Genomic DNA, 24,056 nt, shown 5'->3' with positions numbered 1-24,056 from the left:
GCACAGGCGGCGTCCTGACGGGCGCCGCCTGCATCACTTGTTGCGTCGGCGGCCCGCCCACCGTCACGGGACGGTCAGGCTTTTAGTGTATCCTTCAGACGATCTCCACCACGCGCTCGCCGCGAAATGAACGACCCCTATCCCAGTTCGAAGCCCGCCTATCTGAGGCAGACCGATCGTCCCAGATCGCTTCTCGAACGCCTGTCAGACCTGATTTCCCCCGAACCGGACACCCGCGCGGAACTGCTCGAAGTGCTCCAGGAAGCGCATGAGCGCAACCTGATCGATGCCGATTCGCTCTCCATGATCGAGGGCGTGTTCCAGGTCTCCGAACTGACCGCGCGCGACATCATGGTGCCGCGTGCGCAGATGGATATGGTCAACATCGCCGACGCGCCGGAGACCTTCATCCCGTTCATGCAGCTGACCGCGCACTCGCGCTTCCCGGTCTATGAAGGCAGCCGTGACAACATCATCGGCATCCTGCTGGCCAAGGACCTGCTGCGCTACTACACCGACCCCGCCTTCGACCTGCGCGAAACGCTGCGCCCGGCGGTGTTCATCCCCGAGTCCAAGCGCCTGAACATCCTGCTGCGCGAATTCCGCATCAACCGCAACCATATCGCCATCGTCGTGGACGAGTACGGCGGCGTGGCCGGACTGGTGACGATCGAGGACGTGCTGGAGCAGATCGTGGGCGATATCGAGGACGAGTTCGACCTCGACGAAGACCAGGACAATATCCTGCCGATGCCCGACGGGAGCTGGCGCGTGCACGGCCTGACCGAGATCGCCCAGTTCAACGAGGCCTTTGGCACCGCCTTCTCCGACCACGACGTCGATACCGTGGGCGGGCTGTTGTCCAACCACGTGGGCCATGTGCCCCACCGCGGCGAGATCATCACCCTGCCGCCGATCCGCTTCGAAGTGCTGCGCGCCGACGCGCGGCAGGTACACCTGCTGCAGGTGCACCGCGAATCCCAATCCGACAGCTTGAGCGTGGCCGGCGCATGAAGCGTCCCGCCCCGATCCTCAACGGCGCCGCCGCTGCCGACGCCGACACTGCCGGCGTGCCTGGCACGCAAGCGCGGTCGCGCGCCGCCGCCATGGCGCGGCTGCTGCTGGCCGGCGTGCTCGGCATCGCCCATACGCAAGCTTTTGCCCCGCATGACTGGTGGTGGCTGCAGATCCTGTCGCTGGCGGGCCTGGCCGCGCTGATGGCCGATGCGCCGCGCGCGCGCATGGCCGCGGCCACCGGCTTTGCCTTCGGGCTGGGCTGGTTCCTGTCCGGCATCTGGTGGCTCTATATCAGCATGCACGTCTACGGTGAGATGCCGGCGTGGATGGCGGCGCTGGCAGTGGTGCTGTTCTCGGGCTACCTGTCGCTGTGGCCCGCGCTGGCCGGCGCGCTGTGGCACCGGCTGACGGCGCGCCTGCCCCAGGCCGGGCTGCTGGCGGCGCTTGCGTTCGGCGCCGCCTGGGGCCTGACGGAATGGCTGCGCGGCGTGGTGTTCACCGGATTCCCGTGGCTGTCGGGCGGCTATGCCCATACCGACGGCCCGCTGGCGGGCTTTGCGCCGCTGGCCGGCGTCTACGGCATCGGCGCGCTGGCGGCCGCGGTGGCGGCGCTGCTGGCAGCCGCGGTGCGCAGCCTGGGCCAGGGCGCGCGCGGCCGCGCGCTGACGGCGCTGGCGCTTGCGCTGATCCTGCCCGCGGCGGGCGCGGCACTGGCACCGCTGGCGTGGACCACGCCCGCCGGCAAGCCGCTGTCGGTGCGGCTGCTGCAGGGCAATGTGGCGCAGGACATCAAGTTCGAGGCCGCCGGCATCCAGCGTTCGCTCGAGCTGTACCGCGACATGATCACCGCGCAGCCGGCCGACCTGGTGGTGACGCCCGAGACCGCCTTCCCGGTGATCCTTCAGGAGCTGCCGGTCGAGGTGGCGGTGGCGGTGCGCGACTTCGCACTGGGCAGCGGCACCTCGGTGCTGTTCGGCGCGGCGGGTGCGGATTCGCCGGTGGACTTCACCAACAGCGTGTTCGGCATCGGGCCGCAGACCGAGCGGCTGTACCGCTACAACAAGCACCACCTGGTGCCGTTCGGCGAGTTCATCCCGCTGGGCTTCCGCTGGTTCGTCGACATGATGAAGATGCCGCTGGGCGACTTCCGCCGCGGCGGGCTCGACCAGGAGCCGCTGCCGGTGCGCGGCGTGCGCGTGGCGCCCAATATCTGTTATGAGGATTTGTTCGGCGAGGAGATTGCGCAGACCCTGCGCCAGCAGGTGGCGCCGGCCAATATCCTGGCCAACCTGACCAACCTGGCCTGGTTCGGCGACACCATCGCGCTGGACCAGCATCTGCAGATCTCGCGCATGCGCGCACTGGAGACGCGCCGGCCGATGCTGCGTTCGACCAATACCGGAATGACCGCGGTGGTGCGCCCGGACGGCACGGTGCAGGCGCGGCTGCCGACCTTCACGGGCGGCACGCTCACTGCCGAGGTGCAGGGCATGCAGGGGCTGACGCCTTATATCCGCTGGGGGAATGCGCCGGTGCTGGCGCTGTTTGCGCTGGTGCTGGGGGTGGCTGCCTGGCGGGTGCGCCGGGCAAGCTGAGGGCGCCGGAGGCGGCGGGATCGCCGCTACGCTTCCGGGTCCGCTATAGGCGCAAGGCGCGCAATTCGCGCGGCTCGCGTGGGCCGCTTCAGCCCATCAGGCCGGTCGCCACCGACACGGCGGCCGCGGCGATCATGACCGCGATTGCGACCAGGTAAGGTTTGCGAGAAAGAAGTGTCATGGTCAAAGTCCCCATCGATAATCAGTCACCGACAACCGGCCGCTGCCTGAAGCAGTCAGCCGGCCGTGCCAGCCATGCCGGCACGGATGTCAATCGCAACGCTCGAACGGGTTGCTTACTCATACTGTATACAAAAACTTTATCGGCAAGCGCCCGATCCACTTGAAAAACGGGTCGGTATTTTCCCGAAGCGTTGCGTAAGGCCGACATCCGGCGGGCTCCCGGAAGTTCGATCGGCCCCCTCCCCGGCCCCGCCAAACGGGGCGCCCGGCCAAAAAGCCGATAGAATTCAGGGTTTGGCGAAATCCGAATGCGGCGGCCACGGCACGCGCTGCGCGGCCACCATGCCGGGCGGCGCCATCGCCCCGGGCGCCTCTACCTAGTCTTCATATGCTGACCTTCCAACAAATGATTCTGACCCTGCAGGCCTACTGGGACCGGCAGGGCTGCGCGCTGTTGCAACCCATCGATCTGGAGGTCGGCGCCGGGACTTCGCACGTGCACACCTTCCTGCGCGCGATCGGCCCCGAGCCGTGGCGTGCCGCCTACGTGCAGCCGTCGCGCCGCCCGAAGGACGGGCGCTATGGCGAGAACCCCAACCGCCTGCAGCACTACTACCAGTACCAGGTGGTGCTCAAGCCCGCGCCGGAGAACATCCTGGAGCTGTACCTGGGCTCGCTCGAGGCGCTGGGCCTGGACCTGAAGCAGAACGACATCCGCTTCGTCGAGGACGACTGGGAGAACCCCACACTGGGCGCCTGGGGCCTGGGCTGGGAAGTCTGGCTCAACGGCATGGAAGTGACCCAGTTCACCTACTTCCAGCAGGTCGGCGGCATCGACTGCAAGCCCATCACCGGCGAAATCACCTACGGCATCGAGCGCCTGGCGATGTACCTGCAGAAGGTCGAGAACGTCTACGACCTGGTCTGGACCGAATGGGTCGAGAACGGCGAGACGCGCCGCCTTACGTACGGCGACGTGTACCACCAGAACGAGGTCGAGCAGTCGACCTACAACTTTGAGCACAGCAATACCGAAATCCTGTTCCGCCATTTCGCCGAGCACGAAGGCGAGGCCAAGCGCCTGATGGGCAATGGCGAAGGCGGCGAGGAAGGCCAGGCCGCGTCCGGTACGCGCCTGGCGCTGCCCGCCTACGAGCAGGTGCTCAAGGCCGCGCACACCTTCAACCTGCTGGATGCGCGCGGCGCGATCTCGGTGACCGAGCGTGCGGCGTATATCGGCCGCATCCGCAACCTGTCGCGCGCGGTGGCGCAGGCCTACTACGACTCGCGCGAAGCCCTCGGCTTTCCGATGTGTGGCGGCAACAGCGCCAACGGCGGAGCCAAGGCATGACGCAACTGGCGCGCAGCGCGCTGTGCTGCGCCATGGCGCTCGCCGCGCTGGCCGCCGCGGGCAATGCCGCCGGCGCGCGCGCGCAGGCCGCACCCGCCCCGCAGGCGCTGCTGCTGCCGGCGGAACTGAGCAATGTGTGCGAGGCCGACCCGCAGGCGCTGCAACTGGCCATGGCGCGCCACTGGCGTCCGTCACTGAATTCGCTCGACCAGTGGACGCAGCTGGTGCGCTCGTTCTCGTGCGACCTGTCCGGCCAGCGCGACCTGGGCTGGCACCGCGTGCCGCTGCGCGCCTATGAGAGCGCGATCCGCTATCCGCTGACCTGGGTCGAGGTGGAAACGCGCGACGGCCGCACCCGCCGCAAGGTCAAGACGTACTACTCGGCCGCGCAGCTGCCGCCGAAGATCGATTTCTGGGTGGGCGGGCGCATCGACGAGATCCGCTACGACAAGCGCCAGCGCCGCATCGATGCGCGCTTCCCGGCCGCGGGCAGTCGCGGCGGCAGCAACGGCGCGGCCAGCGCCGCGGCGGCCGCGCAATGCGCCTACACCACGCTGCAATTCCGGCAACAGAACGGCCTGTGGCTGCTGTCCGGAGTGGAACCTAATCTTTCGCCGCGCTGCTGATCCAGCGACGCGCGCTACAACCTGTTGGATACGATTCATGTCGCAACCCATGACCGACTCGCTGCTGATCGAACTGTTCACCGAAGAGCTGCCTCCCAAGGCGCTGGCGCGTCTGGGCGACGCCTTCGCGCAGGGCCTGTTCGCAGGCCTGGGCGAGCGCGACTTGCTTGAGACGGGCGCCACCGTGACGCCGTTCGCCACGCCGCGCCGGCTGGCCGCGCTGGTTTCCGGCGTGCGCCGCAACGCGCCGGACCGCGAGCAGCGTGAGAAGGTCCTGCCGCTGTCGGTAGCACTCGGCGCCAACGGCGAGCCCACCCCGCCGCTGGCCAAGAAACTGGCCGCGCTGGCCAAGTCCGTCGGCGTGGCCGAGATCGACTGGCAGTCGCTGGAGCGCGCCTCCGACGGCAAGGCCGAGGCCTTCTTCTACCGCTACACCGCGCGCGGCGCCGAGCTGGCCGCCGGGCTGCAGGCGGCGCTGGAAGACACCATCGCCAAACTGCCGATCCCCAAGGTAATGAGCTACCAGCGCCCGGACGGCAACACGGTGAATTTCGTGCGCCCGGCGCACAGCCTGATCGCGCTGTTCGGCAGCGAGATCCTGCCGGTGTCGGTGCTGGGCCTGCAGGCGAGCAACCTGACCCAGGGCCACCGCTTCCTGTCGCATGGCGCGATCGAGATCGCCCATGCCAACGACTATGCCAGGCAGCTCGAGTCCGCCGGCCGCGTGGTCGCCAGTTATGCCGAGCGCCGCGAGCGCATGCGCACCGCGCTGCTGGCCGAAGCCGGCGCCGACCAGGTGATCATGCCTGAGTCGCTGCTGGACGAGGTCAATTCGCTGGTGGAATGGCCGGTGGTCTACGCCTGCCATTTCGAGGAAGCCTTCCTGGCAGTGCCGCAGGAATGCCTGATCCTGACCATGCAGACCAACCAGAAGTACTTTGCGCTGACCGATGCCGACGGGCACCTGCGCAACCGCTTCCTGATCGTGTCCAACCTGGCCACCGAGACGCCGCAGTCGATCATCACCGGCAACGAGCGCGTGGTGCGCCCGCGCCTGGCCGATGCCAAGTTCTTCTTCGACCAGGACCGCAAGAAGACGCTCGCCTCGCGCGTGCCGCAGCTGGCCAGCGTGGTCTACCACAACAAGATCGGCACGCAGCTGGATCGGGTGCAGCGCCTGCAGCAGATCGCCGGCCATATCGCCGACGCGCTCAACGCTGCCGGCGTGCCGACCGACAAGGCCGCCGCGATGCGCGGCGCCGAGCTGGCCAAGGCCGACCTGCTGACCGACATGGTCGGCGAGTTCCCCGAGCTGCAGGGCACCATGGGCACCTACTACGCCCGCCACGACGACGAAGCCGAAGACGTGGCGCTGGCCTGCTCCGAACACTACCGCCCCCGCTTTGCCGGCGACGCGCTGCCCGAGGGCGCCGTCAGCACCGCCGTGGCGCTGGCCGACAAGCTCGAAACCCTGGTCGGGATCTGGGGCATCGGCCTGCAGCCCACCGGCGAGAAAGACCCGTTCGCGCTGCGCCGCCACGCGCTGGGCATCCTGCGCATGCTGATCGAGAAGCCGCTGGCGCTGTCGATGGCCTCGCTGCTGGCGCTGACGCAGCAGTCCTTTGCCGGCGTCGCCGCGGTCAAGCCGGCGCCCGAGGCCATCACCGACTTCCTGTACGACCGCGTGCGCGGCTACCTGAAGGACAAGGGCTACACCACCAACGAGGTCGAGGCCGTGGTCAGCCTGCGCCCCGACACGCTGCACGACATCCTCGGCCGCATGGAAGCGGTGCGAACCTTTGCCGCGCTGCCCGAGGCCGAAGCCCTGGCCGCCGCCAACAAGCGCATCACCAACATCCTGCGCAAGAACACCGAGCCGGTCGGCGCGGTCAACCCGGCGCTGCTCCAGGAAGAGGCTGAAGGCGTGCTGCATGCCGCCATCGAGCGCGTGCGGCCGGCGGTGGAAGCGGCCTTTGCCAGCGGCGACTTCACCGCCGCGCTGCGCGACCTGGCGCAGCTGCGCGAAGCGGTCGACCGCTTCTTCGACGACGTGATGGTGATGGCAGAGGACGCGCAGCTGCGCGCCAACCGCCTGGCGCTGCTGGCCTCGCTGCATACGCTGGCCAACCGCGTGGCCGACATCTCCAAGCTGGCCGCCTGAGCAGCGCCAGCCTCAGCCACACCGGAGCCGCACATGCCGCAGACGCCGCCCAAGTTCGTCATCCTGGACCGCGACGGGGTGATCAACCTCGACAGCGACCAGTTCATCAAGACGCCCGATGAATGGGTGCCCATCGACGGCAGCCTGGAAGCCGTCGCCGCGCTCAACCAGGCCGGCTTTCGCGTGGTGATCGCCAGCAACCAGTCCGGCATCGGCCGCGGGCTGTTCGAGATGAGCGCGCTCAACGCCATGCACGAGAAGATGCACACCTCGCTCGCGCGCGTGGGCGGGCGTGTCGACGCGGTGTTTTTCTGCCCGCATACGGCGGCCGACGGCTGCGACTGCCGCAAGCCCAAGCCGGGCATGCTCGAGGAGATCAGCGAGCGCTTCGGCATCGAGCTCCGGGGCGTGCCGATCGTGGGCGATTCGCTGCGCGACCTGGAAGCCGGCGTCGCGATCGGCTGCGCACCGCACCTGGTGCTCAGCGGCAAGGGCCGCAAGACCCTCGACAAGGGCGGCCTGCCGCCCGGCACGCGGGTGCATGACGACCTGCGCGCGTTCGCGCGCTGGCTGACCGGCAACGACGGCGCCGAGCGCCCGCCCGCACAGAACGCCGGCTGACCGCCCGCACCTTTTCCCTAATTGCGCCCCCCGCATGACGTTTCTCCGTTCCCTGTTGTTTGCGCTGTACCTGCTGGTGCTGACGCCGCCCTACGCGTGCGCCTGCTTCCTGGTGTTCCCCTTCATGAATGCCGACCAGCGCTTCCGCTTCGTGCGCGGCTGGCCGCGGATGGTGATCCGGGCCGCACGCGGCATCTGCGGCATCGATTACCGCATCGAAGGGCATGAGCATATGGACCGCATGCTCGACAAGCCGGTGGTGCTGCTGTCCAAGCACCAGTCGGCCTGGGAGACGGTAGCCTACGTGGCGCTGATGCCCAAGCCGCTGTGCTTCGTGTTCAAGCGCGAGCTGCTGCTGGTGCCGTTCTTCGGCTGGGCGCTGGGCATGCTGAAGATGGTCCATATCAACCGCAAGGAAGGCACGCGCGCCTTTGCCTCGGCCGTGCGCCAGGGCCGCGAGCGGCTCGCCGAAGGCGCCTGGATCATCATGTTCCCGGAGGGCACGCGCACGCGGTCGGGCGAGGAAAGGCCGCGCTACAAGAGCGGCGGCGCGCGCCTGGCAGTGGAAACCGGTGCCTGGGTGCTGCCGATGGCCGTCAACTCGGGCCGCATGTGGCCGCGCAATTCGTTCCTGAAGTATCCGGGCACGGTGACGATCTCGGTCGGCCCGCCGATCGCCTCGGCCAACAAGACCGCCGACCAGCTCAACCAGGAAGTCGCGGCATGGATCGAGCGCGACATGCGCCGCATCGACGCCGAGAGCTACCGTAGCGAACTCCGGAGCGAGCCAGCCGCATGAAGCTGCTGCGCCCCGCCACCGACGCCGACGGCGCACAGCTGGAGCTGCCGCTGGCGGAAACCGCCCACGCGCCGCAGCCTGCTGCCCCGCTCGCCCAGGAACCGCCGCAACTGACGGCCTGGCCGGTGCCGCAACCCAACGCGCGCCTGCTGCATATCGGCGAGCGCCCGCTGCACTACACGCTCAAGCGCTCGTCGCGCCGCACCATCGGCTTCACCATCGACGACCGCGGGCTGTCGATCACCGCGCCGCGCTGGGTCACGCTGGCCGACATCGAATCGGCCATCCTGGAAAAGCAGCGCTGGATCTTCAACAAGATGGGCGAGTGGCGCCACCGCGAGTCGCGCCGCATCCTGCCCACGGTGCAGTGGCGCGACGGCGCCAGCCTGCCCTTCCTCGGGCAGCCGCTGACGCTGGCGCTGGAATCGCCGATCGGCGGGCTGCTGTTCGACGCCGACCGCCGCATGCTGCACCTGGCACTGCCCGGGCATGCCGACGAGCAGCAGATCAAGGACCGCGTGCAGGGCTGGCTGCAGCAGCAGGCGCGCCGGCTGCTGCCCGAGCGGCTGGAGGTCTATGCCGACAAGCTCGGCGTACGTCATTCCGGCTTTGCACTGACCTCGGCCGCGACGCGCTGGGGCAGTTGCACCGCGGATGGCAAGATCCGGCTGAACTGGCGGCTGATGCATTTCCCGCTGTCGATGATCGACTACGTTGCGGCGCACGAGCTGGCGCACCTGAAAGAGATGAACCACGGGCCGCGTTTCTGGGAGACCGTGGAATCGATCTTCCCGGAGTTCCGCGACGCGCGGGCGCAACTGCGTGCGCATCCGCCCGAGCTGTTGCCGACATTCTGAGCGAGCCGGGCGCCGCGCGCCCGCTCGCCGGTGCGTTTCCCGCAAACGCACTAAAATGGCGCCTTCAAATACCTACAACGCCTGAAGGCCCCTCAAATGCGACTCCTCCACACCATGCTGCGCGTCGGCGACCTGCAGCGCTCGATCGATTTCTACACCCGCATTCTCGGCATGCAGCTGCTGCGCGAGAGCGACAATTCCGAATACAAGTACCGCCTCGCCTTCGTCGGCTACGGCCCGGAGAGCGAGACCGCGGTGCTGGAGCTGACCTACAACTACGGCGTCGACAAGTACGACCTGGGCACCGCCTACGGCCATATCGCGCTGGAAACCGACAACGCCGCGGCAGCCTGCGAGCGCATCCGCGCTGCCGGCGGCAAGATCACCCGCGAAGCCGGTCCGGTCAAGGGCGGCACCACCGTGATCGCCTTCGTCGAAGACCCGGACGGCTACAAGATCGAGCTGATCGAGCGCCACTCCACCCGCGACGCCAGCCGTCCCTGAGCGTCCCGGCCGTGGACGCCCAAACCCTGACCCGCCGGCCGCTTGACGGCATGGCGGTGGGCCTGATGGTGGTGCTGTGCGCCGCCTGGGGCCTGCAACAGGTGGTGATCAAGGTGACCGCGCCGCTAATGGGCGCGGTGCTGCAGGCCGGCGTGCGCTCGGCGGTGGCGGCGCTGCTGGTGTTCGGCTTTGCCGCCTGGCGCGGCACGCCGATCTGGCGGCGCGACGGCACGTTCAACGCCGGGCTGCTGGCCGGGCTGCTGTTCGGCGCCGAGTTTTTCTGCATCTTCGTCGGGCTGGGGCATACCACGGCCTCGCGCATGGCGGTGTTCCTGTACACCGCACCGATCTTCACCGCGCTGGGGCTGCATTTCGTGGTGCCCGGCGAGCGGCTGCACACCGGGCAATGGCTGGGCGTGGCGCTGGCTTTCGTGGGGATGGCGCTCGCGTTTGCCGATGGCATCGCCACGCCGTCCGCGCATGGCGGTACGCTGCTGGGCGATGCGCTGGGCATCCTGGCGGGAGCGCTGTGGGCGGCGACCACCGTGGTGGTGCGCGCCAGCCCGCTGGCGAGCGCACCGGCCAGCAAGACGCTGCTGTACCAGCTGGCGGTATCGGCGGTGATGCTGCTGGCGATGGCGGTGGCCGCGGGCCAGACCGCGACCGTGCAGATCGATGGCGTGGTGCTGGCGAGCCTGTTCTACCAGTCGGTGCTGATCGCCTTTGCCAGCTACCTGACCTGGTTCTGGCTGCTGCGGCGCTACCTGGCGTCGCGGCTGTCGGTGTTTTCCTTCCTGACGCCGCTGTTTGGCGTGGCCTTCGGCGTGGTGCTGATGCACGACGCGGTGGGGCCGCGCTTTGCGGTGGCGGCCTTGCTGGTGCTAGCGGGGATCGTGCTGGTCAACCGCCGCGCCTGAGCGGCCGCGGGTACTGCTATCACCGCGGCGGCCGTGGGCCGCCGCCCTGCTCGCGCCTCAGCGGCGCGCCTCGAACGAGAACATCCCCAGCGCGTCGCGCACCTCGTCCAGCGTCTGCTGGGTCAGCGCACGCGCCTTTTCGGTGCCCGTGCGCAGGATGTCAAATATATAGTCCGGATCCTTGGCCAGCTCTTCGCGACGCGCGCGGATCGGGGCCAGCATGTCCTGCAGGATGCCCTCGATGCGGCGCTTGAGCACCATGTCGCCCAGGCCGCCGCGCTGGTAGTGCTCCTTCAGCCCCTTGACTTCCTCGGTATTGGGATCGAACGCATCCAGGTAGGTGAAGACCACGTTGCCCTCGACCTGGCCCGGATCCGACACGCGCAGGTGGTTGGGGTCGGTGTACATGCTGTGCACCGCGGCCTTGATCTGCTCGGGCGAGGCGCCCAACGCGATCGCGTTGCCCATCGACTTGCTCATCTTGGCCTTGCCGTCCACGCCGGGCAGGCGGCCGAACTCGGGGATCAGGGCCTTGCACTCGGGCAGCACGTCGCGGCCGACCTGGTGGTTGATGCGGCGCACGATCTCGTTGGTCTGCTCGATCAGCGGCGCCTGGTCTTCGCCCACCGGCACCACGTGGGCCTTGAAGGCGGTGATGTCCGCGGCCTGCGAGGCCGGGTAGCACAGGAAGCCGGCCGGGATATCGCGCCCGAAACCACGCGCCTGGATCTCTTCCTTGATGGTCGGGTTGCGCTCGAGCCGCGCCACCGTGACGAAGTTCAGGTACATCAGCGTCAGCTCGGCCAGCGCGGGCAGGTGCGACTGCACGGTGATGGTGGTCTTGGCCGGGTCGATGCCGACGGCCAGGTAGTCCAGCGCCACTTCCAGCACGTTGCGGCGCACCTTGTCGGGATCGTGCGCGTTGTCGGTCATGGCCTGGGTGTCGGCCAGCAGCAGGTACTGCTCATGCGAGTCCTGCAGCGCCAAGCGGCTCTTCAGCGAGCCGACATAGTGGCCGAGGTGCAGCGGGCCGGTGGGACGGTCGCCGGTCAGGATCACGGGACGCCGGTTGGTTTGGGTCTGGGCTGTCATGGGACGGTCTTGCACGAAAGAGTCGCGGGAAATTCGGAATTCGGATGCGTCAGGCGGCCTGTCCGGCCTGTCCTGGCGCTGCACCACCAAGGCGCCGGGCCAGTTCGACATACTCGCCGACGGGCACTTCCTCGGCACGGCGGCCCAGGTCGAAGCCCATCGCGTCGAAGTCGACCTGGTCGCGCAGGAACGACAGCGTATTGCGCAGCACCTTGCGCCGCTGCGAGAACGCCGCGGTAACCACGTCGCCCAGCACGGTAATGTCGCAATCGGCATGCGGCGAGCGCAGCCGGCCATCGGGGTGGCGCGGCCAAGGGATCATGCGCACCACGGCGGAATCGACCTTGGGCGGCGGGTTGAAGCTGCCCGGCGGCACGTCGAGCACATGCTCCATGTAGTAGCGGACCTGCAGCATGATCGACAGCCGCCCGAAGGCCTTGCTGCCGGGCTCGGCCACCATGCGCTCCACCACTTCCTTCTGCAGCATGAAGTGCTGGTCGCGCACCTGATCGGCGAACTCCATCAGGTGGAACAGGAGCGGGCTGGAAATGTTGTACGGCAGGTTGCCGACGATGCGCAGCGGCCGCCCGGGCACCTCCAGCTTGCCGAAGTCGAAGTCCAGCGCATCGCCGGCGTGGACCTGCAGGCGCTCGCCGTAGCGGCGGCGCAGGCGCTCGACCAGGTCGCGGTCGAGTTCCACCACCTGCATCTGCGGGATCCGTTCGAGCAGCGGGGTGGTCAGCGCACCCAGGCCGGGGCCGATCTCGACCAGCACGTCGTCGCCCTGCGGGCTGATGGCATTGACGATGCCGTGGATGATGGTGTCGTCGACCAGGAAGTTCTGCCCGAATCGTTTGCGGGCCACATGGCCCTGGTGCACGTTTGAACGCATGGGGTTTATTCGTCCGGCTTCAGCATGGCGGCTGCATGCCGGAACTGGTATGGGCGGGATGGCCCGTAGCGCCGTTGCCGCCGGGGTGCCGGCCGTTGGCGTGGCCGGCCATGGTGACCGCACTGCGGATGGCCTCGATCATGCTGCCGTGCTCGGCCTGGCCGGTACCGGCCAGGTCCAGCGCGGTGCCGTGGTCCACCGAGGTACGGATAAAGGGCAGCCCCAGCGTGATGTTCACGCCGTGGCCGAAAGTGCCGTATTTCAGCGGCGCCAGCCCCTGGTCATGGTACATCGCCAGCACGCAGTCGGCATCGCGCAGGTGGCGCGGCTGGAACAGCGTGTCGGCCGGGTACGGGCCGCGCGCGTCGATGCCGGCGTCGCGCGCCTGCGCCAGCGCCGGCTCGATGATGTCGATCTCTTCGCGGCCCATATGGCCGCTTTCGCCGGCGTGCGGGTTCAGCCCCGTCACCAGGATGCGCGGACGCCCGATGCCGAAGTAGCGGCGCAGGTCGGCGTCGACGATCGTCAGCGTCTGCCGCAGCAGCGGGATGGAAAGCGCGTCGGGCACCGCGCGCAGCGGCAGGTGGGTGGTGGCCAGCGCCACGCGCAGCATGGCGCCGTCGTGCGCGGGCTGCGGGCCGGCCAGCATCATCACCACGCGCGGCACGCGGGCGCTCTCGGCCAGGTATTCGGTATGGCCGGTGAAGGGCACGCCGGCGTCGTTGATGGTGCTCTTCTGCACCGGCGCCGTGACCATCGCTGCATATCGGGGCGCGCGCTTGCCATGCGCGCGGCAGCCGGCGATGGCGGCATCCAGCAGCGCCAGCACATAGCGGCCGTTGCGCGCATCGAGCCGCCCGGGCTCGCACGCCACGGCCAGCGGGATGTGCTCGATCACCACATCGCCGTCGGCAATGCGCCGCTCCCAGGCGTGGGTGGCGCCCAGCGCCGCGGCGCGATCGGCCAGCAGGCGGGCATCGCCCAGCACATGGAAGCGGTAGTGTCCGCTGCCGCCATTGCCGCCGTTGTTGGCGCCGGTGAGCTGCAGCAACGCCCCGATGGTGATATCGGGGCCGATGCCGGCGGGTTCACCGGTCGAGATGGCCAGGGCTAGGGGGTCGGGCATGGCAGGTCGGGGCAGATCCGGCGCGCGCTTCAGCGCTGGCGGTTGACGCGGTACTCCACGTACGCCTGCGAGCGCAGCTGGCGTACCCAGTCATCATACGCGGCGCGCAGCTTCTGTTCGCGGACTTCCGCGCGGGCAAAGTCGCGCTGCTTCTCGGGCGAGAGCTCGGTCTCGCGGCGGTTCAGCACCTGGATCAGGTGCACGCCGAACTGCGTGACCACCGGCTCCGAGATCTCGTTCGGGCGCAGGCGGCTCATGGCCTGCTCGAACTCGGGCACCAGCTCGCCCGGCGAGACCCAGCCGAGGTCGCCGCCGTTCTGCGCAGAGCCGTCCTGCGAGAAGCGCTTGGCCGCGTCGGCAAAATCGCCGCCGTGGGTGATGCGGTCGCGCAGCGTGTTGAGCTGGCGGCGCGCCTCGGCCTCGGGCATGTTGGGGCCGGTGCGGATCAGGATATGGCGCACCTGGGTCTGGGTGATCTTCCCTGCCGCGGCCGGGTCGGATGGCGCGCCCGCGCGCTTGGCCACCAGCTTGACCACGTGGAAGCCGGCGGCGCTCTCCACCACCTGCGGCGCAACGCCGCCGGCCTGCAGGTCGACCACCGCATTGGCGAACTGCGTCGGCAGGCGGCCGATCTCGCGGAAGCCCATCGAACCGCCCTGGGCGGCCTCTGCACCTTCGGAATTGGCCTGCGCCAGCTGCGCGAAATCGGCGCCGCCCTGGGCCTGCTTGAGCAACCCTTCGGCCTTGGCGCGCAGTGCCTGCTTCTGCGCGTCCGAGGCGTTCTCGGGCACGCGCACGAGGATCTGCGCCACGTTGTACTCGGTCGGGCCGCCGGTGGCGCCCTGGCCGCCGCGGGCTGCCAGGTAGTTGTCGATCTCGCCGTCGTAGACCTGCACCTTCGAATCGACCTCGCGCTCGCGCAGGCGGATCACCTGCACCTGCTTGCGCAGCTCATCGCGGTACTTGGTCCAGGTCATGCCGCTGCCTTCCACGCGGCGGCGCAGCTCGGTGGCGTTCATGCGGTTCTGCTGCGCCACCGATTCGATGGCGCGGTCGATTTCCTGGTCGGTCACGCGGATGCCGGCGTCCTGCGCGGCCTGGATCTGCACGCGCTCCATCACCAGGCGCTCCAGCACCTCACCCAGCAGGTCGGGGCGCTGCGGCACCGGGCGGCCGGCGGCGCGCAGCTGGCCTTCGATCTCGTCGGCGCGGTCGAGCAGCTCGCGCCGCGTGATCACGCCGTTATTGACCACCGCGACCACTTCGTCGACCAGTTGCGAACGCTTCTGGCCGCCGGCTTGCGGCACGCCCAGCTTGGGCTGGCTCGCCGGCGCGGTGACGTCGGAGGACTGCGGCACGAAGATGCCAGTGGCGCGCGACGCCCCGGGCGCCTTGAGCTGGGCGGCGGCGGGCAGGGCCAGCGCCGCCAGCACGGCGGGCAGCAGCAGGCGGTGCCACGACGTCAGGAGAAAGGAAAACACAGCGAATTCTTGACGTTTCATCTTAATCCGTCATTCATAGTGATCGAACTGGGTCGTTGGCACCGGCTTGGCGGTCACGGGCTCGTAGCCCGGCACGTTCAGGCGGAGGATATTCAACGGGTTGGAACCGATCTTGGAAAGGCCACGGAACTCCACCTGCAGGAAGACCCGCCCGGTGTAACCCTGCGTGGTGTTGCGGAAACGCTGGTAGACCACGCGGCCGACCCAGCAGTCCGCCGCGTACTCGATGCCGGCCAGCGTGTCGACCATCTGGCTGGCGGCCAGGTCGAAGGCAAAGCGCGCGATGCCATAGGCCCGGCGCGTGATCGGCCACTGGCCCGACACCTCGAACTGGTCGATCGCGGTATTGTCCGTCACCGAGGTCGGGCGGCGATAGCGGTAACCAGCGTTGATCAGCTTGCGCGGCTCCGGGCGGTACGCGAACGCCACGTTGCCGTAGTTGATCCGGTCCGTATCCAGGTTGTACTGTACGCCCGCGTCGAGGTAATAGCCGCGGAACAGCTGGATGGTGGTCGCGGCCAGCAGGTCCGAGGCACCCGGCTTGGGATCGGCCACAGTGCCGTTGATCTGCACGCGCTGGCCGGTGAAGTCATAGCGCTGCGCGATGGTGCCGCGGAAGCGCTCGATGCCGGAGTCGGACTCAATCAGGCGCGTGCTCAGGCCGCCGGTCAGCTTGTTGTTGTCGGCGATGCGGTCATAGCCGGTGAACGGGTTCTCGCTGAAGATCTGCCCGTAGCCGAAGTCCGACTGCACCGTATCGAACAGCGGGAACTGGCTCTGGTCGCGGAACGGCGTGTAGACGTAGAACAAACGCGGTTCCAGCGTCTGCACGTAGTTCACGCCGAACATCCGGCTGATGCTGGGCGCATCGCGCTCGAAGGTCATGCCCGAGTCCAGGCTGACGGTCGGCAGCACGCGCGAAAAGTTGTCCTGCGCGGTCGGCGTGTTGGTGGCCGACTCCATCTGGTACTGGGTCGCGTTGAAGGTGACCTTCGGCGTCACGTACCAGCCCGCACGCACGATCGGGTAGCTGATGCTCGGCTGGATGAACATGCGCTCGCCCTGCGGCTGCTGGAAGCCGGTGGACGTCAGCGGGATGCGGAAACGCGTGTAGTCCGCCTCGACCTGCACGTCAAAGCCGCCCAGGTCATAGCGCAGGTACTTGCCGTTGAGCTGCGGCACGCGCTCGTAGGACGGCTCGCTCGGGCGCAGGGTCTGGAACTTCTGCACCCGCGCCATCAGGAAGAAATCCTGCCAGTTGTAGGTGACGCCGCCTTCCTGCAGGTACTGGCGTTGCGCGGACTGCGCCACGCTGCGGTTGAAATCGTCCGGGTACTGGTCGTCGGAGACCCGGTTGATATTCAGGTAGGCGTTGAGCCCCTTGGCCAGGTTCTGGTTGTGCTGGATCGAGTAGGCCCAGCGGTTCGAGTTGGTCTTCTGGTCGTCGGGCAGGAACTCGGCGCGCACGCGCCCGGAGTAGCCCTGGCCCAGGTAGCGGTACTCGCCGCCAAGTTGCAGGCCGCGCTCGGTCATCAGGCGCGGGTAGATCGTCAGGTCGCGGTTGGGCGCGATATTGACGTAGTACGGCGTCGTCAGGTCGAAGCCCGAGCGCGAGCCGTAGCCCATCAGCGGGGGCAGGAAACCGCTGCGGCGATCGTCGTTGAGCGGGAAGCTGAACACCGGCGCCGCCGCGACCGGCACGCCGAAGAAATTCAGCACGCCGCCGTAAGCCACGCCCACCTGGCGGTCGCTGTCCAGGTCGATCTGGTTCGCGCTGAAGTACCAGTCGGCATTGTCCGGCGAGCAGGTGGTGTACGACGCGCGCTTGATGGTGCTGCGATCCTTGTCCAGGAAGTCGATGCGCTCGGCCTTGCCGGTGCCGCCGGTCTGCTGGAAGTAATAGTCCGGCGACAGCATGTAGCCTTCGTTGGCCTCGACTTTCACCCGGGCCTCGGGGCCGACCGCCAGCGTGCCGCTGCGCGACATGCGCACGTTGCCCTGGGCAAAGGCCTCGTCGGTGTCCTGGTCGTAGCTGAGCTTGTCGCCCTTGATCACGCCGCCGTCGCGGCGCAGCTCGGCATGGCCTTCGAGCTCGACCCCGCGCTCGCTGTAGCCGGTCATGCGGTCGCCCTCGATAAAGACGGGAGCGTTGGAATCGGGCTCGCTCTTCGCGGGGGGCTCGGCAAGCCGCGGCACGATTTCGCCGGAGACCGCGGGCAGTTGGGGCACGGCCGGCGCGGCTTCGAACACCGGCTCGGCCTGGTCCAGGTCGGGGATCGCCGAGCTGGACATCTGCGCCTGGGCCCCGGCCGACAAGCCGGCCATGGCCAGCACCAGCGGCCGCAGCGCGCCCGCGTGCAGGCCGGCGGCGCGCCTGGCCCGGGGGGCGGCGCCGATGGCAGGCGAAGGCAAGGCCCTGTTATTCGGTGTTCGTCGTTGTTCGGTCATTCGCACGGGTTGTCAGTCTCGGCGTCGGCTGCGGCCCGCCTGCAAGCCGCCAGCTCCCGCCGGGAGCAGGCTGCGGGGCACCGAAAGGCCCCTCCCGGGGGCCGCCCGGCGCCCGGGTCTGGTCGGGTATTATACGGGGCAACCAAAGCTCCTCTTCCGGCTTACGTTCGGTTTCATTTCTTTATTTCCGCGCCCCTCCTGTATGGCAGCTCTCCCCCACGACCCGCGCCTGGACCAGCTCAAGGCCTGGGTGTCCGGACTCGGACCGGCATGGTCCGCCGATCCTGACTCCTGCGCCCCCGCCTCGGCCGACGCCAGCTTCCGGCGCTATTTCCGCGTCAGCACCGGCCATCCGGCGCACCCTACCGCCATCGTGATGGACGCGCCGCCGGCGCACGAGGACTGCCGTCCGTTCATCCATGTGTGCAAGCGCTTTGGCGATGCCGGCGTGAGCGTGCCGACGGTGCTGGCGCAGGACCTGGAGCAGGGCTTCCTGCTGCTGGCCGACCTGGGCAGCCAGACTTACCTGTCGCGGCTGGACGATTCCACCGCCCACGGCATGTATGCCGACGCCGCCGCCGCGCTGGTGCGCATCCAGGCCGCCACGCGCCCCGGCGAGCTGCCGGCCTACGACCGCGCCCTGCTGCAGCGCGAGCTCGACCTGTTCCCGCAGTGGTATGTAGCCAGACATTTGGGGGCCACGCTGAGCGACGGTCAGCAGGCCGACCTGCGCGAAGTGATGGACACGCTGCTTGCCAACAACCTGGCGCAGCCGCAGGTCTACGTGCACCGGGATTACCACTCGCGCAACCTGATGGTGCTCGACGGCGGCGCCAACCCGGGCGTGCTGGACTTCCAGGACGCGGTGATCGGCCCGATTACCTATGACGCGGTCTCGCTGTGGCGCGACGCCTATATCGAATGGGACGAGGAGCAGCAGCTGGACTGGCTGATCCGCTACTGGGAGCGCGCGCGCAAGGCCGGCCTGCCGGTCAATGCCGACTTCGGCGAGTTCTACCGCGACTTCGAGTGGATGGGCCTGCAGCGCCATCTGAAGGTGCTGGGCATCTTCGCGCGCCTGTACCATCGCGACGGCAAGGACGGCTACCTGGCCAACCTGCCGCTGGTGCTCAAGTACACGCGCCAGGTGGCCGGCCGCTACACTGAGCTGCGCAAGCTGATCCGGCTGCTGGACGCGCTCGAAGGCGTGGCCAGCCCGGCCGGCTACACCTTCTGACGCGCCGTGCCTGAAGCCAACCGCCCGAACCCCGATGGCGCGCCCGCCATCACCGCCGCCGGCGAATGGCTGGCCGGCGCGCGCGCCCTCGCCCCGATGCTGCTGGGCGTGGTGCCGTTCGGGCTGATCTACGGCGTGCTGGCCGTCGGTGCCGGCATGCCCGCCTGGCTGGCCTGCGCCATGAGCGCGATCGTGTTCGGGGGCGCCTCGCAGATGATCCTGACCCAGCTGTGGACCGCCGGCACGCCGGCGGTGGTGATCACGCTGACGGTGGCGATGGTCAACCTGCGCCACGCGCTGTATTCCGCCACCATCGCGCCCACGCTGGCGCACCTGCCGCGGCGCTGGAAGGCGCTGATCGCCTACCTGCTGACCGACGAAGCCTTCGCCGCGATGACGCACCGGCTGGGTGATACCGGCCCGCGTGCGCAGTATCGCCACTGGTATTACTTTGGCGGCGGCTTTGCGCTGTGGGCCAGCTGGCAGCTGTCGACGCTGGCAGGCGTGCTGGTCGGCGCGCAGGTGCCGCGCGACTGGCCGCTGGACTTCTTCCTGCCGCTGACCTTCATCGGCATCATCGTGCCGGGCCTGAAGCATCGTTCGCACGTGGCCGCAGCGCTGGCTGCGACTGTGCTGGCGGTGGCCTGCTACAGCCTGCCGCACAAGCTCGGCCTGATGGTGGCTGCGCTTGGCGGCATTGCCGTGGGCATGCTGGTGCTGGGCCGCGGCAACCGCCCGGGTCCGCGTGCAGCCAGCCATGCCGGGTCGGCCGGCAAGGAGGCTGCATGAATTCGATGACCCTGCTGTGGGTCTTCCTTGCCGCGGGCCTGGCCACTTTCCTGATTCGCCTGTCGTTTATCGCCGTGGAAGGCCGCGTGCGGCTGCCATCGTGGTTCCGCACCGCGCTGCAGTTCGTGCCGGCGGCCATGCTGTCGGCGCTGATCGCGCCCGACCTGCTGATGCAGCACGGCGAGCTCGCCCTGAGCCCGACCAACGCGCGGCTGGTGGCCGGCGTGGTCGCCATCCTGATTGCCGCACGTACCCGCAGCGTAGGCTGGACCATTGCCGGCGGCATGGCCACGCTGCTCGCCCTGGAGGCCCTGTTTTGATAAAGACCATGATCTTCGCCGCCGGCCGCGGCGACCGCATGCGGCCGCTGACCGATAGCCGTCCCAAGCCGCTGCTGGCGGTGGGCGGCAAGCCGCTGATCGTCTGGAAGATCGAGGCGCTGGCGCGTGCCGGCCTGCGCGACATTGTCATCAACCACGCCTGGCTGGGCGAGCAGATCGAGGCGGCGCTGGGCGACGGCAGCCGTTTCGGCGTGCGCATTGCATACTCGCCCGAAGGCGAGGCGCTGGAAACCGCCGGCGGCATCGCCAAGGCCCTGCCGCTGCTGTCGCACGCCCCGGAGCGCGGCGAGATCTTCCTGGCCGTGTCCGGCGATATCTTCTGCGACTACGCCTTCCGCGCGCTGCTGCCGCGCGCCGCGGCGCTGGCCGGCGCGGCCGAGCCGCGCATGCACCTGGTGATGGTGCCGAACCCGCCGTTCCATCCGCGCGGCGACTTCGCGATGGATGCGCAAGGCCGGCTGTCGCTGGACGAGCATCCGGCAAATGGCGAACGGCTCACCTTCGGCAACATCGGGCTGTATGACACGCGCTTCTTCACCGCCATCGCGCCCGGCACCCGGGTGGCGATGACGCCGACCTATCACGCCGCCATCGCTGCCGGCACCGCAAGCGCTGAGCGTTTTGACGGGCGCTGGGAGAACGTGGGGACGCCGGGGCAGCTGGCCGAGTTGGATGCCTCGCTGGTACCCGCCCGCGCCGCCGCGCAAGGGCGCTAGCGCGCACGCCAGGACCCCGCCGCGCCACAAGGCTTTCGCTCCACCGACGCAGCGGGACGCCCAGCGGCGGTAGAATCGGCCTGATCCTCCTCATCCAGGCCCTGACATGTCCGCACCCGACAACGCCCTCCTCGCCGCCTGTCGCGACCGCCGCGCCCGTGTGCTGCAGCACCTGCGCGCCGGTGGCGGTGGCGTGGCGATCCTGCCCACCGCGCCGGAAGCCATGCGCAACCGCGACAGCGACTACCCGTACCGGCACGACAGCTATTTCTACTACCTGACCGGCTTTACCGAGCCCGAGGCCGTGCTGGTGCTGGTGGCCGGCGCGCCCGGCGACCCCGCCGACGCCGACCGCAGCATCCTGTTCTGCCGCCCCAAGCACGAAGAGCGCGAGATCTGGGACGGTTTCCGCTTCGGCCCGGAAGGCGCGCGCGCCGCATTCGGCTTCGATGAAGCGCATTCGGTCGAAGAGATCGACGCCACGCTGCCGTCGCTGCTGGCCAACCGCGCCCAGCTGGCCTACCCGCTCGCCAACTCGACCCGCACCGACGTGCAGATGCGCCGCTGGATGGACGCCGTGCGCATGCAGGGCCGCGCCGGCGTGGCCGCGCCCTCGGTCGCGCTCGATATCCGCAAGCTGCTCGACGAGATGCGCCTGTTCAAGGACGCGGGCGAGCTGGCCATCATGCGCCGGGCCGGCGAAATCTCCGCCGGCGCCCATGTGCGCGCGATGCAGGCCACGCGCGCCGGGCTGCGCGAGTACCACCTCGAAGCCGAGCTGCTCTATGAATTCCGTCGCCACGGCGCGCAGAGCGTGGCCTACAACTCGATCGTCGCGGCCGGCCCCAACGCCTGCGTGCTGCACTACCGCGCCGGCCCGGCCGAGCTGAAGGACGGCGACCTGTGCCTGATCGACGCCGGCTGCGAGCTGGACGGCTACGCCTCGGATATCACCCGCACATTCCCGGTGTCGGGCCGCTTCTCGCCGGCGCAGCGCGAGCTGTACGACCTGGTGGTGGCCGCCCAGGAAGCCGCCATCGCCGAAACCCGCGCGGGCGTCCCCTACAACGTGCCGCACGACGCCGCCGTGCGCGTGCTGGCGCAGGGCATGCTCGATACCGGCCTGCTCGACCGCAACAAGGAAGGCACGCTCGATGACGTGCTCGCCAGCGGCAATTACCGCCGCTTCTACATGCACCGCACCGGCCACTGGCTCGGCATGGATGTGCACGACGTGGGCGAATACCGCGTGGCCAGCCACACCGGTGAAGGCGAGCGCCCGTGGCGCCCGCTGCAGCCCGGCATGGTGCTGACCATCGAGCCCGGCATTTACGTGCGCCCGGCCGAGGACGTGCCCGAGCGCTACTGGCATATCGGCATCCGCATCGAGGACGATGCCATCGTCACCGACGGCGATTGCGAGCTGATCACGCGCGGCGTGCCGGTGCGCGCCGACGAAATCGAGGCGCTGATGCGCGACCAACAACCTGCTTCCGGAGACCCGCGATGATCGGCTGGCTGCGCAGGATCTTTCCCGGCCAGGACACCGCCGGCAGCAATGCCGGGACCCGGCACGATCCGTCCGACCCCTTCATCATCAACCTGTATGACGACCGCGTGGTGGTGCACCGCCCCGACGGCCAGCGCGAGGAAGTCGCGTGGGACATCCTCGAGCGCGCGGTGGTGCGCGTGTCGAACCGTGCGCCATGGGCCGGCAACGCCTGGCTGATCCTGATCGGCGCGGAGGATAGCGGCCAGGGCTGCGTGGTGCCGCTCGATGCCGCCAACCATGCTGAGCTGGTCGAGCGGCTGCGCGCGCTGCCGGGCTTCAACCAGCAGAAGCTCGACAATGCGCTGCGCGATGCCGCGGCCGGCAAGTCGCGCTCGGACGCGCTCTGCTGGAAGCGCGGCGCCGGGGCCGGCACTGAAGGCGCAAATGCGGGAGGCGATGCAGGAGGCAGCAACAATGCCGGCAGCGCAAGCTGATATCCGCGATATCGCCATCGTCGGCGGCGGCCCGGTCGGGCTGGCGCTGGCCTGCCAGCTGCTGCACACCACCGACTGGCGCGTCACGCTGATCGATGCCGCCACGCCGGCACGCGCCGCACGCGACCCGCGCGCAATCGCGCTGTCGCACGGCAGCCGCCAGCTGCTGGAGCAGATCGGCGCCTGGCCCGTGGCCGGCAGCCCGATCGAACATATCCATGTGTCGCAGCGCGGCCGCTTCGGCCACGTACGGCTGCACCATGACGACTACGACGTGCCAGCGCTCGGCTACGTGGTGCGCTATGGCGAGCTTTGCGACGTGCTGGAACGCGCTCTCGGCCGCGCCGCGCAGGCCGCCGGGGAGGACCGTCTGCTGCGCGTGTTCGAGACCCGCATCGACCAGATCGAGCAGGATCCGCTGCCACGCGCCGCGGATGACGCCGATACCGGCCACGTGCACCTGACCGGCACCGCCCACGACGGCCAGCTGGCGCGCTTTGCCACGTGCCTGGTGGTGCAGGCCGAGGGCGGGCTGTTCCACGAGCAGGCCGCGCACCAGGGGCGCGGCGCGCGCACGCGCGACTATCGCCAGACCGCGGTGATCGCCCATGTCGCCTGCTCGCGTCCGCAGCCGGGCTGGGCCTGGGAGCGCTTTACCGAGGAAGGCCCGCTGGCGCTGCTGCCGCACGACGAGCACGGCGTGCAAGGCTACGCGCTGGTGTGGTGCTGCCCGTCGGAACAGGCGGCGCGCCGCATTGCGCTGCCCGAAGCCGAGTTCGCCGAGGAGTTGGGCAAGGCGTTCGGCGACCGCATGGGACATTTCACGCTGGCGGGCAAGCGCCATGCCTTTCCGCTGGGGCTGAACGCCGCGCCGGTCACCGTCAACGGCCGCGTGGCCGCGGTCGGCAATGCGGCGCAGACGCTGCACCCGGTGGCAGGCCAGGGGCTTAACCTGGGCCTGCGCGATGCGTTCGCGCTGGCCGACTCGCTGCGCACCGCCTGTACGCCGCAGGCGCTGCAGGCCTTTGCCAGCCGGCACCGGCTGGACCGCGCGGTCACGATCGGCGTCACCGACCTGCTGCCGCGCCTGTTCGGCGTCTCCTACCCGCTGGCCGCCCATGCCCGGGGCGCGTCGCTGGCGGCGCTGGCCTGCCTGCCGCCGCTGCGGCACGCACTGGCGCGCCATATGATGTTCGGCATGCGGCGCTGAGCCAGCGCCAGTGGCGCGGGCGCCACGCGCGGGGTGGCTCCGCCAGGGGCAAGCGAATTGCCCCGCCCCGCGCAACGGTCCGCCCG

22 protein-coding genes are annotated in these 24,056 nt (G+C 69.2%); 17 read left to right on the top strand and 5 right to left on the bottom strand.

Annotated features, from left to right (window positions below; genetic code table 11):
• The first annotated feature begins 126 nt into the window (after nt 1–126).
• The 10 genes from AC10V3_RS02520 to AC10V3_RS02475 all read left to right on the top strand — a co-directional run bounded on the left by AC10V3_RS02520 (nt 127) and on the right by AC10V3_RS02475 (nt 10,631).
• A complete protein-coding gene (locus tag AC10V3_RS02520; RefSeq protein WP_022533601.1) occupies nt 127–1,014 on the top strand; it encodes a CorC family transporter in 888 nt (295 codons plus the stop codon).
• Nucleotides 1,011–2,612, top strand: a complete 1,602-nt coding sequence (gene lnt / locus AC10V3_RS02515) for an apolipoprotein N-acyltransferase (RefSeq protein WP_490923063.1) — start codon at nt 1,011–1,013, stop codon at nt 2,610–2,612. The genes AC10V3_RS02520 and lnt overlap by 4 nt, the downstream gene beginning before the upstream one ends.
• A gap of 571 nt (nt 2,613–3,183) precedes the next feature.
• Nucleotides 3,184–4,146 (top strand): glycine--tRNA ligase subunit alpha, encoded by a 963-nt coding sequence (gene glyQ / locus AC10V3_RS02510; protein ID WP_454751564.1) that lies wholly within the window; start codon nt 3,184–3,186, stop codon nt 4,144–4,146.
• Nucleotides 4,143–4,772, top strand: coding sequence for a hypothetical protein (locus AC10V3_RS02505; protein WP_022533597.1), 630 nt, complete (start codon nt 4,143–4,145; stop codon nt 4,770–4,772). Before glyQ ends, AC10V3_RS02505 begins: the two co-directional genes overlap by 4 nt.
• Nucleotides 4,773–4,809: 37 nt before the next feature.
• Entirely contained in the window at nt 4,810–6,933 is a 2,124-nt protein-coding gene (gene glyS / locus AC10V3_RS02500) for a glycine--tRNA ligase subunit beta (RefSeq protein ID WP_022533596.1), read from the top strand.
• Between the two features lie 33 nt (nt 6,934–6,966).
• The gene (gene gmhB, locus AC10V3_RS02495; RefSeq protein WP_022533595.1) at nt 6,967–7,554 is read left to right on the top strand and encodes a D-glycero-beta-D-manno-heptose 1,7-bisphosphate 7-phosphatase; all 588 of its coding nucleotides are present in this window, start codon (nt 6,967–6,969) and stop codon (nt 7,552–7,554) included.
• A 34-nt stretch (nt 7,555–7,588) separates the two neighbouring features.
• Complete coding sequence (locus tag AC10V3_RS02490; RefSeq protein ID WP_022533594.1) at nt 7,589–8,353, top strand: lysophospholipid acyltransferase family protein; 765 nt, start codon at nt 7,589–7,591, stop codon at nt 8,351–8,353.
• Nucleotides 8,350–9,210: a M48 family metallopeptidase gene (locus AC10V3_RS02485; RefSeq protein WP_022533593.1), complete on the top strand. Its 861-nt coding sequence runs from the start codon at nt 8,350–8,352 to the stop codon at nt 9,208–9,210. Before AC10V3_RS02490 ends, AC10V3_RS02485 begins: the two co-directional genes overlap by 4 nt.
• A gap of 96 nt (nt 9,211–9,306) precedes the next feature.
• The gene (gene gloA, locus AC10V3_RS02480) at nt 9,307–9,714 is read left to right on the top strand and encodes a lactoylglutathione lyase (protein WP_022533592.1); all 408 of its coding nucleotides are present in this window, start codon (nt 9,307–9,309) and stop codon (nt 9,712–9,714) included.
• Between the two features lie 50 nt (nt 9,715–9,764).
• Nucleotides 9,765–10,631: a DMT family transporter gene (locus AC10V3_RS02475; protein WP_051369852.1), complete on the top strand. Its 867-nt coding sequence runs from the start codon at nt 9,765–9,767 to the stop codon at nt 10,629–10,631.
• Between the two features lie 57 nt (nt 10,632–10,688).
• On the opposite strand, the gene trpS is transcribed toward AC10V3_RS02475, so the two are convergent.
• The 5 genes from trpS to AC10V3_RS02450 are packed head-to-tail and all read right to left on the bottom strand — an operon-like array spanning nt 10,689 to nt 17,691.
• On the bottom strand, nt 10,689–11,723 hold the full coding sequence (trpS, locus tag AC10V3_RS02470; RefSeq protein ID WP_022533590.1) for a tryptophan--tRNA ligase: 1,035 nt from the start codon (nt 11,721–11,723) through the stop codon (nt 10,689–10,691).
• Between the two features lie 49 nt (nt 11,724–11,772).
• Nucleotides 11,773–12,615 carry a 16S rRNA (adenine(1518)-N(6)/adenine(1519)-N(6))-dimethyltransferase RsmA gene (rsmA, locus tag AC10V3_RS02465; protein ID WP_022533589.1) on the bottom strand — a complete coding sequence of 281 codons (843 nt, stop codon included), beginning with the start codon at nt 12,613–12,615 and terminating at the stop codon, nt 11,773–11,775.
• Between the two features lie 19 nt (nt 12,616–12,634).
• Nucleotides 12,635–13,741 (bottom strand): 4-hydroxythreonine-4-phosphate dehydrogenase PdxA, encoded by a 1,107-nt coding sequence (gene pdxA, locus AC10V3_RS02460; protein WP_022533588.1) that lies wholly within the window; start codon nt 13,739–13,741, stop codon nt 12,635–12,637.
• 29 nt (nt 13,742–13,770) lie between these two features.
• On the bottom strand, nt 13,771–15,243 hold the full coding sequence (locus AC10V3_RS02455) for a peptidylprolyl isomerase (protein WP_490923061.1): 1,473 nt from the start codon (nt 15,241–15,243) through the stop codon (nt 13,771–13,773).
• Nucleotides 15,244–15,252: 9 nt separating this feature from the next.
• Nucleotides 15,253–17,691, bottom strand: coding sequence for an LPS-assembly protein LptD (locus tag AC10V3_RS02450; RefSeq protein WP_490923059.1), 2,439 nt, complete (start codon nt 17,689–17,691; stop codon nt 15,253–15,255).
• 202 nt (nt 17,692–17,893) lie between these two features.
• Here AC10V3_RS02450 and AC10V3_RS02445 point away from each other — a divergent pair, with 202 nt between their 5' ends.
• From AC10V3_RS02445 to AC10V3_RS02415, 7 genes are all read left to right on the top strand, one after another.
• Nucleotides 17,894–18,928: an aminoglycoside phosphotransferase family protein gene (locus AC10V3_RS02445; RefSeq protein ID WP_454751556.1), complete on the top strand. Its 1,035-nt coding sequence runs from the start codon at nt 17,894–17,896 to the stop codon at nt 18,926–18,928.
• Between the two features lie 96 nt (nt 18,929–19,024).
• Nucleotides 19,025–19,717 carry an AzlC family ABC transporter permease gene (locus tag AC10V3_RS02440; protein ID WP_349605703.1) on the top strand — a complete coding sequence of 231 codons (693 nt, stop codon included), beginning with the start codon at nt 19,025–19,027 and terminating at the stop codon, nt 19,715–19,717.
• On the top strand, nt 19,714–20,037 hold the full coding sequence (locus AC10V3_RS02435; protein WP_022533583.1) for an AzlD domain-containing protein: 324 nt from the start codon (nt 19,714–19,716) through the stop codon (nt 20,035–20,037). Before AC10V3_RS02440 ends, AC10V3_RS02435 begins: the two co-directional genes overlap by 4 nt.
• On the top strand, nt 20,037–20,774 hold the full coding sequence (gene murU / locus AC10V3_RS02430; RefSeq protein ID WP_041681235.1) for an N-acetylmuramate alpha-1-phosphate uridylyltransferase MurU: 738 nt from the start codon (nt 20,037–20,039) through the stop codon (nt 20,772–20,774). Before AC10V3_RS02435 ends, murU begins: the two co-directional genes overlap by 1 nt.
• Before the next feature lie 106 nt (nt 20,775–20,880).
• Nucleotides 20,881–22,284 carry an aminopeptidase P N-terminal domain-containing protein gene (locus AC10V3_RS02425; protein WP_490923057.1) on the top strand — a complete coding sequence of 468 codons (1,404 nt, stop codon included), beginning with the start codon at nt 20,881–20,883 and terminating at the stop codon, nt 22,282–22,284.
• Nucleotides 22,281–22,760: a hypothetical protein gene (locus AC10V3_RS02420; RefSeq protein ID WP_490923055.1), complete on the top strand. Its 480-nt coding sequence runs from the start codon at nt 22,281–22,283 to the stop codon at nt 22,758–22,760. Before AC10V3_RS02425 ends, AC10V3_RS02420 begins: the two co-directional genes overlap by 4 nt.
• Complete coding sequence (locus tag AC10V3_RS02415) at nt 22,741–23,970, top strand: UbiH/UbiF/VisC/COQ6 family ubiquinone biosynthesis hydroxylase (protein WP_022533579.1); 1,230 nt, start codon at nt 22,741–22,743, stop codon at nt 23,968–23,970. The genes AC10V3_RS02420 and AC10V3_RS02415 overlap by 20 nt, the downstream gene beginning before the upstream one ends.
• Nucleotides 23,971–24,056 lie beyond the last annotated feature (86 nt).

Source organism: Cupriavidus sp. PB-02, assembly GCF_058252315.1.
This window is presented reverse-complemented; position numbering and strand designations above follow the sequence as displayed.

Coding starts and splice junctions, on each gene's coding strand:
- AC10V3_RS02440 (WP_349605703.1), top strand. CDS start 19,025: ATGCTGCTGGGCGTGGTGCCGTTCGGGCTGATCTACGGCGTGCTGGCC.
- AC10V3_RS02475 (WP_051369852.1), top strand. CDS start 9,765: ATGGCGGTGGGCCTGATGGTGGTGCTGTGCGCCGCCTGGGGCCTGCAA.
- AC10V3_RS02520 (WP_022533601.1), top strand. CDS start 127: ATGAACGACCCCTATCCCAGTTCGAAGCCCGCCTATCTGAGGCAGACC.
- rsmA (WP_022533589.1), bottom strand. CDS start 12,615: ATGCGTTCAAACGTGCACCAGGGCCATGTGGCCCGCAAACGATTCGGG.
- trpS (WP_022533590.1), bottom strand. CDS start 11,723: ATGACAGCCCAGACCCAAACCAACCGGCGTCCCGTGATCCTGACCGGC.
- lnt (WP_490923063.1), top strand. CDS start 1,011: ATGAAGCGTCCCGCCCCGATCCTCAACGGCGCCGCCGCTGCCGACGCC.
- pdxA (WP_022533588.1), bottom strand. CDS start 13,741: ATGCCCGACCCCCTAGCCCTGGCCATCTCGACCGGTGAACCCGCCGGC.
- AC10V3_RS02505 (WP_022533597.1), top strand. CDS start 4,143: ATGACGCAACTGGCGCGCAGCGCGCTGTGCTGCGCCATGGCGCTCGCC.
- AC10V3_RS02455 (WP_490923061.1), bottom strand. CDS start 15,243: ATGAAACGTCAAGAATTCGCTGTGTTTTCCTTTCTCCTGACGTCGTGG.
- AC10V3_RS02490 (WP_022533594.1), top strand. CDS start 7,589: ATGACGTTTCTCCGTTCCCTGTTGTTTGCGCTGTACCTGCTGGTGCTG.
- AC10V3_RS02450 (WP_490923059.1), bottom strand. CDS start 17,691: ATGACCGAACAACGACGAACACCGAATAACAGGGCCTTGCCTTCGCCT.
- gmhB (WP_022533595.1), top strand. CDS start 6,967: ATGCCGCAGACGCCGCCCAAGTTCGTCATCCTGGACCGCGACGGGGTG.
- AC10V3_RS02420 (WP_490923055.1), top strand. CDS start 22,281: ATGATCGGCTGGCTGCGCAGGATCTTTCCCGGCCAGGACACCGCCGGC.
- glyS (WP_022533596.1), top strand. CDS start 4,810: ATGTCGCAACCCATGACCGACTCGCTGCTGATCGAACTGTTCACCGAA.
- AC10V3_RS02435 (WP_022533583.1), top strand. CDS start 19,714: ATGAATTCGATGACCCTGCTGTGGGTCTTCCTTGCCGCGGGCCTGGCC.
- glyQ (WP_454751564.1), top strand. CDS start 3,184: ATGCTGACCTTCCAACAAATGATTCTGACCCTGCAGGCCTACTGGGAC.
- gloA (WP_022533592.1), top strand. CDS start 9,307: ATGCGACTCCTCCACACCATGCTGCGCGTCGGCGACCTGCAGCGCTCG.
- AC10V3_RS02415 (WP_022533579.1), top strand. CDS start 22,741: ATGCCGGCAGCGCAAGCTGATATCCGCGATATCGCCATCGTCGGCGGC.
- AC10V3_RS02485 (WP_022533593.1), top strand. CDS start 8,350: ATGAAGCTGCTGCGCCCCGCCACCGACGCCGACGGCGCACAGCTGGAG.
- AC10V3_RS02445 (WP_454751556.1), top strand. CDS start 17,894: ATGGCAGCTCTCCCCCACGACCCGCGCCTGGACCAGCTCAAGGCCTGG.
- AC10V3_RS02425 (WP_490923057.1), top strand. CDS start 20,881: ATGTCCGCACCCGACAACGCCCTCCTCGCCGCCTGTCGCGACCGCCGC.